This is a genomic window from Pseudoxanthomonas indica (assembly GCF_900167565.1).
GTDB lineage: Bacteria > Pseudomonadota > Gammaproteobacteria > Xanthomonadales > Xanthomonadaceae > Pseudoxanthomonas_A > Pseudoxanthomonas_A indica.
The window spans coordinates 1579615-1591076 of record NZ_FUZV01000001.1; the positions used below are offsets into that span (position 1 = coordinate 1579615).

The 11462-nt window shown below is 65.2% G+C and carries 7 protein-coding genes and 1 pseudogene; 3 read left to right on the top strand and 5 right to left on the bottom strand.

Features of this window, described 5'->3' with window-relative positions; genetic code table 11:
* The first annotated feature begins 54 nt into the window (after nucleotides 1–54).
* Together B5X78_RS07515 and B5X78_RS07520 are read left to right on the top strand one after the other, a co-directional pair.
* Complete coding sequence (locus B5X78_RS07515) at nucleotides 55–1116, top strand: DUF5694 domain-containing protein (RefSeq protein ID WP_079723801.1); 1062 nt, start codon at nucleotides 55–57, stop codon at nucleotides 1114–1116.
* A gap of 278 nt (nucleotides 1117–1394) precedes the next feature.
* Nucleotides 1395–2504, top strand: coding sequence for a right-handed parallel beta-helix repeat-containing protein (locus B5X78_RS07520; RefSeq protein WP_176140795.1), 1110 nt, complete (start codon nucleotides 1395–1397; stop codon nucleotides 2502–2504).
* Nucleotides 2505–2585: 81 nt separating this feature from the next.
* On the opposite strand, the gene B5X78_RS07525 is transcribed toward B5X78_RS07520, so the two are convergent.
* The 3 genes and pseudogenes from B5X78_RS07525 to B5X78_RS07535 all read right to left on the bottom strand — a co-directional run bounded on the left by B5X78_RS07525 (nucleotide 2586) and on the right by B5X78_RS07535 (nucleotide 8648).
* Nucleotides 2586–3167 (bottom strand): hypothetical protein, encoded by a 582-nt coding sequence (locus tag B5X78_RS07525; protein WP_079723803.1) that lies wholly within the window; start codon nucleotides 3165–3167, stop codon nucleotides 2586–2588.
* 194 nt (nucleotides 3168–3361) lie between these two features.
* A pseudogene (locus B5X78_RS07530) lies at nucleotides 3362–5946 on the bottom strand (M14 family zinc carboxypeptidase).
* 80 nt (nucleotides 5947–6026) lie between these two features.
* On the bottom strand, nucleotides 6027–8648 hold the full coding sequence (locus B5X78_RS07535; protein ID WP_079723804.1) for a TonB-dependent receptor plug domain-containing protein: 2622 nt from the start codon (nucleotides 8646–8648) through the stop codon (nucleotides 6027–6029).
* Nucleotides 8649–8886: 238 nt separating this feature from the next.
* Between B5X78_RS07535 and B5X78_RS07540 the strand changes: the two genes are divergently transcribed.
* Entirely contained in the window at nucleotides 8887–10371 is a 1485-nt protein-coding gene (locus tag B5X78_RS07540; protein WP_079723805.1) for a DUF1254 domain-containing protein, read from the top strand.
* 36 nt (nucleotides 10372–10407) lie between these two features.
* On the opposite strand, the gene B5X78_RS07545 is transcribed toward B5X78_RS07540, so the two are convergent.
* Both B5X78_RS07545 and B5X78_RS07550 read right to left on the bottom strand, forming a co-directional pair.
* Entirely contained in the window at nucleotides 10408–10815 is a 408-nt protein-coding gene (locus B5X78_RS07545) for a hypothetical protein (protein WP_079723806.1), read from the bottom strand.
* A 67-nt stretch (nucleotides 10816–10882) separates the two neighbouring features.
* Nucleotides 10883–11437 (bottom strand): dihydrofolate reductase family protein, encoded by a 555-nt coding sequence (locus tag B5X78_RS07550; RefSeq protein ID WP_217698647.1) that lies wholly within the window; start codon nucleotides 11435–11437, stop codon nucleotides 10883–10885.
* Nucleotides 11438–11462 lie beyond the last annotated feature (25 nt).

The window sequence follows — 11462 nt, forward strand, 5'->3', positions numbered from 1 at the left end:
AGGGCAGGGTTCGCCAATAATGCGGTTCTCGAATCCGGGAAGGAGGGGAACCGCATGAATCGATGCCTCGGGATAGTGGCCGCCTGCCTCTTGGCGATCCCCGCCGCGCATGCACAGACAAAGTTCGATCTGACCACGCTGGACAAGGACATGAGCGGGCCGCGCACGCAGGTGCTGGTGTTGGGTTCGGTCCACCTGAGCCAGTTGCCCAAGGAATTCGATCCGCGCTCACTGGATCCGATGCTGGATCGCCTGGCCGCGTTCCGGCCCGAGATCATCACCATCGAGGCCATCAGCGGGGAGCAGTGCGATCTGGCTGCGCGACATCCCACGATCTATGGCGCGGATTACTGTCCCGACACCACCAAGGCCCGGGCCGCCACCGGCCTGGACGTACCCGCCGCCATCGCCGGCGTGCAGAAAGCCCTGGCCGCATGGCCGGCGCGGCCGACTCCGGCGCAACGGCGCGCACTGGCCGCGTTGTTCCTGGCCGCCAATGATCGCGCGTCCGCGTACACGCAGTGGCTGCAGCTGCCGGAAGCCGAACGCCATGCCGGCGACGGCCTCGACGAAACGCTGGTGGCGATGCTGGGCGAAATCGCCGCGCGCAACAACGAGAACTACCAGATCGCCGCGCGCCTGGCCGCACGGCTGGGCCTGCCACGCGTGCATGCGGTGGACGATCACACCGGCGACAACATCCAGGTGCCCGAGGCGGAGACTGAAGCCTTCGGCCAGTCCGTGATGGCGGCGTGGAAATCCGGGCGCAGCGAACTCAACCAGAGCGAGCAACAGGAGAAATCGCTGTCGGCGGCGCCGGATCTGCTGCCGCTGTACCGCTTCATCAACCAGCCGGAGCAGCTGTGGATCCGCGCCGACGTGAACGCCGGCGCCACCATGCGTGCGAAGTCCGATCGTCATTACCCGCAGATCTGGGTCAACGGCTGGGAAATCCGCAACCTGCGCATGGTCGCCAACATCCACCAGACCTTCCGCGAACGGCCCGGCGCGCGCGTGCTGTCGGTGGTCGGGGTGTCGCACAAGCCGTGGTTCGATCAGTGGCTGGGACAGATGCAGGGCGTGGACATCGTCGATGTCGGGAAAATGCTGGAATAGCGACGCGCATCGGCGAATCTGCGCTTGCATTTCCAGCAACCTCATCTGCGCCCGATTCAGACACCTGACCGTGCACGCGTCTTTCACGCGCAGCGAACTTTCACGTGCTCCTCATCCTCTATAGTCGCCCGGGTCGCGAATCTCGTGACTTTCTTTTCATGTTCTCCTTTTTGAGGACTCGCACTTAAGGGCTCGAATCAGTGAAAGACAATGCACTCGTGTGCTCCCCACACGAGGCAGGGACGCCTCGCCGCGATTTCATGCGGAAGACGCTGCTCTTGGCAGTACCACCAGCGCTCTACACCCTGGGCATCCCCAAGGCCTTTGCGGCCTACTCCCCGCCCCGCCGCTACCGCGGCACCACCGTCCGCAATGCTCGCAACTATGGCGCCCTGGGCAATGGCGCCAACGATGACACCACCGCCATCCAGGCCGCCATCAATTCGCTACCGACCTCCGGCGGCACCGTGGTGCTGACAGCGGGCAAATACGTCATCGATCCGGTCCGCAACCTGCGCCTGCGCAGCAACATGTGCCTGGAACTGCGCAGCGGCGCGGTGCTGCTGGCCAAGCGCAACAACCAGGAACGCGCGTATGTGCTGATGGTCTACAAGGTCAAGAATGTGGAGATCAAGGGCGGCCAGATCATCGGCGACCGCGACAACCATATCGGCAGCAAGGGCGAATGGGGCCACGGCATCATGATCCGCGGCTCCAGCAATGTCACCGTGCGCGACATCCATATCTCCAAGTGCTTCGGCGACGGCATCTCCATTGGCGGGGCCATGGTGACCGGCAAGCCGACCATTTCCTGCGATGACATCGTGATCGACAACGTGGTCTGCACCGGCAACCGCCGCCAGGGCATGACGATCGGCTGCGCGACCAACGTCAAGGTGTACGACAGCGAGTTCAGCGCCAGCAAGGGCATCGCGCCCGAGTGCGGCATCGATATCGAGCCGGACGCCCACGATGGCCGCACCACCTCCACCGTGCATATCGAGAACTGCCTGATCCGCAGGAATGCGGGCAATGGCGTGCTGGTCTACAAGCGGGTGACCGGGGTGACCATCACCAAGTGCACCATCGAGTACAACGGCGGCAACGGCATCCTGACCATCGGCGCCAACACCGGCTACATCGCGCAGAACACGATTCGCCACAACTACCTGCTGGGCACCAACTTCGGCTCGGAGAGCAAGGGGTACCAGTTCAGTGGCAATGTCTCGCGCAACAACAACACCCGCCTGCACGGCGTCAAGACCGCCTCCAGCCCGCTGGTGTCGATGACCGGCCTGGTCGGCGGCAACAAGGGCAATGGCGCGCATGTGGCCAAGGTCTCAACGGCCACGGGCATCAAGGTCACGACCAACAGCTACGCGAAATAGTGCGATGCGCGGCTGATCCGAACAGTAAAAACCCCGGCAGGGCCGGGGTTTCTCCTTTACGCGGATCCGGTGGGCTCAACGCTAGTCCTTGTACGAGGTGAGCGTGATGTGGAAGGCGCCTTCTGCATCCTTCGCTCTCGCATATTCCGGGGCGGCGCATGCACCTTGGGTCGAAGTTCCGGGCACGCAGATCTTCTCCTCGGATTGCCCCCGGGTCTTCTTCGCATTGTTGGTGACGATGTAGTCGACACCGGCATGATTGACATTGAGTATCGGATGGCCGGTCCAGTGGCATTTGCCGAGGCCGTAGTAGTCCTCATCCATCAGGTAGTCGTTGTAGTACCTCACCTCGTAGGTGTGGTCATCGATGCGATTGATCGGCACCGTTATCGTCTTTCCGAACATGGGCCTGCTTCCGCCCAGCGATCGTCCTTGGTCGAGGGGGACGCAGGGCGATCGATTCTCCATCTCATAGATCACTTCCGCCGTGACAATCAGTCCTGCTTCGAGCTGATCATTCACGTGGAGCACCGCGCGATGTTCCGTCTTCGGATACGGATTGACCCGTATGTTCGGCGGCCGTACCGGCTCGTATTTCACGCAGCCCGCCAGCAACGCCGTTATCGCCACTGCAAGCCAAAGTCCAAGATTCAACTTCTTCATCCGAGCGCTCCCTGCACCGTTGAATATCGCGATCCCCAAGGGCCACGTGATCCTGTGGCCTTCCGCTCCTGCGCCCCGCCGCCCTGGCCGGGCGGCGGATGCCAGTTGTACCGCAGGAAACGCGGCGCCGCCAGCAAGGCAAAAAATGCCCCTGCAATGCCGGGGCTGGTTGCACTTCGTCAAGCTGCCTGACGCTACTCGCCGCGCTGGCGAATCGGATTGAGGTGGTCGGAGAACAGCACCGCGTTGAGCAGCAGCCGCTCGGTGCCATGCCAGTACTTGCGGTGCGCCGGGTCGTCGGCGAACACCACCACGTTGCCCTTCTCCAGCGGGGCTACCTGCAGGAAGGCGCTGCCGGCGGCGCGCTTGCGGTTTTCGTCGGAGAGGTAACCGTTGACGCGCGGCTCGGCATCGATGCGCACCACGTTGAGGTAGGCGTTGTCGCCGTTCTCGAACACCAGGCCGGTTTCCTTGTTGACCAGCAGATAGCGGCTCTGCAGGCCGAAGGCCAGCGGATGGGTCAGGTCGACGTCGGCGCTGAGGATGTTGCCGCTGACCCGGCGCAGGGCGAACACATCGCGCTGGCTGCCGAAGTCGAGCCGCTCCTTGGCCACCTCGCCACCGCCTTCGCGCAGCTTGGCCTTGGCCAGGCCTTTCTCGATGGCCCAGCGCGCGCCGCTGCCGTAAGTCACCAGCGAGCCGCCTTGCGAAATCCAGCGCTTGAGTGCGGTCACCGCGGCTTCGGGCACGTCGGCGTAGTTGCCGCCGGCCAGCACGATGCTGGTGTAACGCTCCAGCGGCGCGCTGCCCAGCTGCGCCGGTTCCAGCTTGCTCGACGGCAGGCCGAGCGCGGTATCGAAGGCATACCAGGCCGAGCCGATTTCCGGCGCCGATGCGCCCTGCCCCAGCACCAGCGCCACCTGCGGCTTGCGGATCGCCTTGACGCTGTCGCTGCCCAGATCGATGCCGGAGCGGTTCAAGCCCGAGCCGAGCGGACGCACGCGCACGCCAGTTTCCGAGGCGAGTGCCTGCAATCGTGCGTAGAGCGCATCGCCCTTCAGCGTCTGTCCCGCAGCAGGAATCACCACCGTGCCATGCGGATGATCGGTATCGCCTGCTTCGGTGCCGGCCACGAACGGCGCAAACGCCGCGCGCAGGCGGATGTCTTCCTGCAGCAAGGCGCCGACCAGGCGGTAGGCGCCGAAGTCGCGCAGATCGATGGTGTAGGCGTAGGCCGCAGAACCGCCTTCAATCCCGCCGCTGGCGGCCGGCGCCTGCGTGACCTGCGCACCCGCGGCGATGGCACGGCGACTCCCCGCGTACGCCACGCCGTAAGCCGGCGCGATGGCGTAGGAGGTGCCGCTGTAGAACACGTCGCCCTTCACCGGCGGAGTGAACTCGAAGATCGCGTGCGCCAGTCGGAACTGCGGCTGACGCGCCGGCACCACCCAGGCCGAACCGGGCTGGAAGCGCTTGCCATCCACCTCCACGGCTTGCGTCAGTTCGTTGACCTGGATGTGGTGGCGCAGCAGCAGCGCGAGCAGGCGGCGGCTGAGCGTGGGGTCGGCCGCATCACCGAAGACCCAGTCGCGCACCGGATACTTGTTGGCCTGTTCCAACGCGCCGCGGAAGAACTGCTTCTGCAGGTTGAACAGATACGACTTTTCTTCCACCGCGCCACGCACCGTGGCCAGGCCCACGCTCAACTGGTTGCGGATGGTGAAGGGGAACGTCAGCAGGCCATTGACCGATTCCTGCACGCGGCCGCGTGAGCTGGCCTGCTCCACGGTCACGCCGATGGCGCCGTGGAAATCCGGGTAGGTGGAACCGTAGATGGGCGAGAAGTTGTCGAAGTTTTCGCCGGTGTAGTAGAGCGAGCCCAGTCCATCCAGCGCCTGCGCGTGGTAGCGCGCCAGCACCTTGTTGGCCTCGTAGGAGCTCTTGGGCAGCAGCGGGCTTTCCATGCTCTTGGGCGAGGGTTCGAAGTAGTAGGTGCTGTCCTTGCCCATTTCGTGGAAGTCGATCTGCACGTTGGGATACCAGCGATGGAACTGCTCCACCTTGGGCAGGCTGTCGGCCTGCGACAGCGCCAGCCAGTCGCGATTGAGATCGGTCAGGTAATGGTTGAAGCGACCACCGGGGAACGGCTCGACATGCTCGCGGTCGGCCGGGTCGGCCGACGCCGGCGAGGAGGCCCAGGCGTTGTGCCAGTTGGCGGTGCGATCGCGGCCGTCGGGGTTCTGCGCCGGATCAATCACCACCACCGACTCGCGCAACCAGCGGCGAGTCTGTTCGCTGCGATCGGCGGCCAGGTACCAGGCGGTGAGCAGCGCGGCTTCGGCACTCGATGTCTCGGCGCCGTGCACGCTGTAGGCCAGCCACACCACCACCGGTGCGCCACTGGCGGCGCTGTCCGGGCTGGCGGGATTGGCCAGCGTGGCATGGGCCTGGCGCAGCGCTTCCAGCCGGCCCTGGTTGCCGGGTCGGTGATGGTCACCAGCAGCAGCGGGCGACCTTCATAGGTCTTGCCGATTTGTTCGAGCTTGACGCGACCGGAGGTGCGCGCCAGTTCCTTGAAGTAGGCGACCAGCTCATCGTGGCGGGTGTAGCGGCTGCCAATCGGATAGCCAAGGAACTGCTCGGGCGTGGGCACGGCCGGGTCGGCATCGACCTGCGTGTTGGGGAAGAAGTACGCGGTCTGCGCCAATGCATCGGCGGGTGTGGCGACGAACGTCCAGGCCAGCAGGGCCAGCAACAGGGAAGGCAAGGTACGGGGCATCAGCAACTCCATCAAGCCGCACCCGGCCTGGCGACCGGGTGCGGAAAAACACGGGAAAGGCGATCGCGTCGAAGCAGGCGTCAGAACGTGTAGTCGAAGCCGACCGAGAAGTAGCGTCCGCGCAGGTCGTACTGCGAGAAGTCATACGGCGCGCGGATGCCCGGGAACGAGGCGTCGTAGGGCGGCTCTTCGTTGGTCAGGTTCTGCACCTTGGCGAACAGGGTCAGCTTGTCGATGCCGCTCCAGGCGAAATACAGATCGAGCTGGTCGTAGTTATCCACGCGGGTCTGCGCGGTGCTGCGCGTCTGCGCATAGCCGCCGGTGTGGTACCAGGTGAGCGCAGTGGTGAAGTCGCCGAGGATCCAGTCTGCGGTGGTGGCGGCCTTGTTGCGCGGCAGGGTGAAGCTGATGTTGCTGCCGGCGTAGTCGACCAGCGGCCCGCCCACGGTGTTCTGCCGGCGGTATTCCAGCACGTGCGTGTAGACGCTGGAGAGGCCGAAGTCACCGGCGGAGTCGGTGCGCCAGCGCTGGCGCAGTTCCACGTCGATGCCGGACGTCTTCAACTCGGTGAGGTTCTGGTAACGGTTGTAGACCGCCAGCAGCTTGCCGCGCGAGTCGCGGATGACATCGGCCGGATTGTTCTGCTGCACGATGGTGGCGCTGTTGCCGGTGCCGATCAGGTTGTCCAGTTCAATCCGGTACCAGTCCACGCTCAGGCTGGTGTCGGCCCAGGGCGAGAGCACGAAGCCGGCGTTGTAGCTGTGCGTGCGCTCGGGTTCCAGGTTGGTGTTGCCGACGGTGAAGAAGGTCGGGTTCTGCCGCGAGCCCGGCACGTCGGGATCGTGCGGATCCACCACCGAGCCGTAGGAGATGCTGGTGCTGTCGGCATTCTCCGACAGCGACGGCGCGCGGAAGCCGCGCGAGGCGGCCGCGCGCAGCAGCAGCGCGTCGAACGGCTGCCAGCGCAGGCTGAGCTTGGGCGAGAACGCATTGCCGAAGTCGCTGTAGTGATCACCGCGTCCGGCCACCTGCACTTCGAAGGTGGACGTCACCGGCAGGTTGAACTCGGCATACACCGCAGCGACGTCGCGGCTGCCATCCACCGCGGCAATCGCCGGACGGATCTGCAGGCCGGCATCGATCTGCCAGGGATTGCGCGAGACCAGTTCTTCGCGCCGCCATTCCACGCCGGCAGCGAAGCCCACGCGACCGGCCGGCAGTTCGAACAGCTGGCCGATGATCTTGGCGTCGGCACCGGTGAGCTTGGAGTCGGCGGTGCGATCGGTGCTCAGGGCGATGGAATCGATCACCGACTGCGGCGTGGCGGCGGGGTTGTGCAGGTTGTAGGTGCCGTTGTTGAGCGCGTCGTACAGGCCCCAGCGATTGGCGAAACCGCCGGCGACGTTCTCGGTTTCCTTGCTGCGTGCGGCGAAGGCGGTGGTTTCCCAGTCCCACTCGCCCCAGCGGCCGCGCAGGCCACCGAGCACGCGATAGGCGTCGGAGCGGTTGGTCTTGATCGAGGCGCCGAGGTTGAAGAACGTGTACTCGATCGGCGTGGCCACGCCATAGGGGTTGTAGGGATTGTTGGCGGGCAGGAGCGCCGGCACCGGCTCGGCCAGTCCGGTCTCGGCGTTGAGCGCAAAGCGGCCGCTCTCCAGGGTGAAGTACGGGCTGGAACCGAACCACGAGGTGCCGCGGATGTAGCTGTACAAGGCTTCGCCGAAGGCCTCGACGTTTTCGTTGATGCGCAGGGTGCCGTTGAGGTAGCCCTGCAGGCGCTCGGTGGCCGGAATCAGGGTGGTGTAGTCGGCCTGGTTGAACGCGCAGGTGTCGCCGGCCAGGCCGTCGATGGGCGCGCTGGCGGTCAGCACGGTGCCGGTGGGGCAATTGCCATTGGCATCGAGCAGCGGCACCGACACGCCGTCGACCAGGAAGCGCGCGCCCTTGGCCGACCAGCCGTTCCAGCGGCCACCGGGGCCGGTGTAGATGCCGGACCTGGTCAGATCGCGCTCGCTCTGGTCGAGGCGATCACGGTCGTAGTAGTCGACGCTGTAGAGGACGTTGTAGCCGTCGCTGTCGAAATCGCCGAAGCCGCCGACGATCTTGGCCTGGCGCTCATCCAGCCCGCCTTCGTCGGAGATGCCGATGCGGCCGCCGATTTCCAGGCCTTCGAAATTCTGCCGGGTGATGATGTTGACCACGCCGGCCACGGCGTCGGAGCCGTACACCGCCGAGGCGCCGTCCTTCAGCACTTCGATCCGCTCCACCGCCACCAATGGCAGCGCATTGAGGTTGACGAACGTATCGGACAGACCGCCGGCCGGGAAACCGTAGTTGGCCAGGCGGCGACCATTGAGCAGCACCAGGGTGTTCTTCTGCGACAGGCCACGCAGGCCGATGCCGGCCGAGCCCGAGGCCCACCCGCTGTTGCTGGTTTCGTTGGCGGCGTTGCCGGTGTTGGCCGAGATGGAACGCAGCAGGTCGGCGACGGTGGCCTTGCCGGAGGTTTCGATCTGCTCGCGGCTGATCACCTGCACCGGGTTGGGGCCTTCGGCATCGGCGCGGCCAATGTTGGAGCCGGTGACCACGACGGTGGAGAGCGTCTTGCTGTTGGAAGCCGGTGCTTCGTCTGCGCGGGCCAGGTGTGGAGCGAACAACAACGCCGTCGCGATGGCGGCAGTCAAAGGAACAACGCAGGGCATCAGGAATCCGGGGTGACGTGGTGGCCCTTCAGTGAGCCATCGCATCCCTATTAAGCGAAATGAAGATTCTTTATCCGCTTATGCACTATCGGCGGAATAGATGGGCGCGGCCGCGCGCAAGCGGGCCGCGCCTGCCACGGCTTCGTCGGTACTTTTACTGGGCGTGCCGGCGGTTTTTTCGGATGTGCGGGTAGGGGCTGGGTGGACACAATCGAGGCCTTCCCGCAGAGACACGCTGATGCCTACTCCCAGCACGCCCTACGCCGCGCGCGCGTTCAACCCTGCGCATCCGCTGTTGCCCAACGGCGCCGGTGCGCCGGCGCAACTGGCCAACGAGCGCTACGTGGAATCGCTGGCGCGGCTGGTCTACTACTGGGGCTATCCGGCCGTGGATGGCTTTGGCCGCACCAGTGCCTGGGAACTGATGAAGGACGGACCCGGCGCGACCATGGGCCTGTTCCCGGGTGCGCCCAAGAACACCATGGGGTATCTGGACGATTACATGTCGCCCGCGCAACGCAAGGTGGTCACCCCCAACAACGACACCATCTATGGCGTGTGCTTTGCGGATCTGACCCACGAACCGCTGGTGATCCAGACACCGGAGTCCGTTCCCGCCCACCATTACTGGACCATCCAGATCACCGATGTGTTCACGACCGTGCTGCGCCAGCTGGGTTCGGCGTCGGCGACGCCGGGCGGCAAGTTCCTGCTCGCAGGTCCGGACTGGCATGGCGAAGTGCCCACTGGATATGTCGACGTGATCCGCTCCCCCACGAATGTGGCCGGCATCTTTGGACGCAGCTTCACCGCCCACACCCCCGAATCCAAGCAGCAAGCCCGCGCCGTACTGAACCAGATCGGCGTGGTGCCGCTGAGCAAGGACCAGCCACACCGGTGGACCTTCGATTGCGAAGCCAGTGCACGCAACAAGGTGTACCCCAAAGGCGTCACGCCGGAGATGGTCGCGGCCGACCCGGACATGCTGCGCGTCCGGCCGGTGAACGCCGTGACCTTCTGGGACGATCTGCAGAAGGCGCTGGACTTCAACCCGCAGGTGAGCGCGGACGACGCGGCGATGGCCGACCAGGCGCGCACGCTGCTGGCGCTGCGCCAGTCCAGCGACGCATGGAAGGCGTTGCTCGACCGCACGGCTTTGAGCGCCGATGCGGAACTGCACGAGGGAGCGCGCTTCCACCAGACCGGCGTCGACGCGGGCAACGGCTGGCAGAAGCAGGAGAACGGCGGGCTGTGGGGCACGGACTGGTTCGGGCGCGCGCAGGCGGCCGTGATCTACATCTACGTCAACGATTTTCACGAGGCGGTGTACTTCATCCGCGGCACGGATTCAAAAGCCAACCTGTTGCAGGGTCGCTATCACTACACGCTGACCTTTGCCAAGGGCGCGCTGCCGCCGGTGGATCGTGAGCGCGGCGGCTTCTGGTCGCTGACGATGTATGACCGCGACTATTACATGCTGTCCAAGCCGGAGAACGGACGCACCAACATCGGCACCGTCTCGCTGGAGGCCAACGAGCTGAAGTTTGCCGCCGATGGTTCACTGACCCTGCATCTGTCGCATGCGCCGCCGCCCGGCGAGGACGCCCTGGCCAACTGGCTGCAGGCGCCGGATGATCAGTTCGCGCTGATTGTGCGCGCCTACGTGCCAGATGCCAGCCTTCTTGACGGCAGCCATGTGTTGCCGGAGGTGGTGCGCGCCTGAGCCCGCCTCGGCTCCGACCCGCCGTCGCCGGCGCAATCAGTCGTACGAAGCGCTGCTGACCGTGGCCGCAAACGTGACGCCGGCAGGCACCTTGCTGGTCAGCACATCCGGGCACGTCACCTGGAAACTGCGGCTGCCCTTCGGCAACACCGAACCCGAGTGGACTTGCTGGCAGCGGACCAGCAGCGTGTCCTTGTCACGTACATCCAGATCCACGAACACCGACCGGTAGTGGCGTGCCGACGTACTGGTAATGCGGCCGACAACCGTCAGGTGCTCGCTGACCGGCGAGGCCTTGAGTTGGTCGATCTCGAGGTCGGTCGGAAACTCGACAAAGCCGCGCTTGTCCTCACCCAGCCCCAGCGCCATGGCCGCCGCATAACCGCCGGCCACCAGCGCCGCGCCGGAGAGGAACCAGATTACGAGTCGTTTGATGATGTCCATGCATCCCCTTCCCTGGCGTGTGGGCCTCTATTCCCGGTACAGCTTAAGCCCTGTGGGTAGGGGCCACCTATCCTTTCGGCACGTACCGCGAGGCCACCGCGCCGGACGGGAATTCCACCTTGTCCACCAGCTTCAGGTCGATCTTCTGCGGCAAACCCGCGAGCAGGGTCGGCCCATGGCCTGCCACCCGGGGATGGACGACGAACTCGTACTCATCGATCAGGCCCAGCGCCGCCAGCGCCAGCGGCAGCTGCACGCCGCCGACCATCACGCCCTTGCCCGGCTGCGACTTCAAGCGCTGTACCGCCTGCGCCAGATCGCCGCGCAGCAGCTCGGCGTTCCAGTCCACGCGTTCGAGTGTCGAAGACACCACGTACTTCTTCGCCGCGTCGATCGTCCGCGCGAATGGCAGCATCCACTCGGGCATGCCCGCCAGCATCCCGGGCGGCCGGAAGGCCACTTCCATCATTTCGTAGGTGGTGCGGCCAAACAGCAATGCGTCGGCACGATTGAGGTTGTGCTCGGCGTGGCGGTGCAGGGCCGGATCCGGATCGCAGGAGCGATGATCGACGCAGCCGTCGAGGGTGACGTTGATGGTGTAGCGCAGGGGTCGCAGGGGCATGGCCTAGTCCTGGAAATCGACAATC

Excerpts from the sequence above, each read along its gene's own strand:
- B5X78_RS07515 (WP_079723801.1), top strand. The coding sequence starts at position 55 with ATGAATCGATGCCTCGGGATAGTGGCCGCCTGCCTCTTGGCGATCCCC.
- B5X78_RS07525 (WP_079723803.1), bottom strand. The coding sequence starts at position 3,167 with ATGAAGAAGTTGAATCTTGGACTTTGGCTTGCAGTGGCGATAACGGCG.
- B5X78_RS07535 (WP_079723804.1), bottom strand. The coding sequence starts at position 8,648 with ATGCCCTGCGTTGTTCCTTTGACTGCCGCCATCGCGACGGCGTTGTTG.
- B5X78_RS07540 (WP_079723805.1), top strand. The coding sequence starts at position 8,887 with ATGCCTACTCCCAGCACGCCCTACGCCGCGCGCGCGTTCAACCCTGCG.
- B5X78_RS07545 (WP_079723806.1), bottom strand. The coding sequence starts at position 10,815 with ATGGACATCATCAAACGACTCGTAATCTGGTTCCTCTCCGGCGCGGCG.
- B5X78_RS07550 (WP_217698647.1), bottom strand. The coding sequence starts at position 11,437 with ATGCCCCTGCGACCCCTGCGCTACACCATCAACGTCACCCTCGACGGC.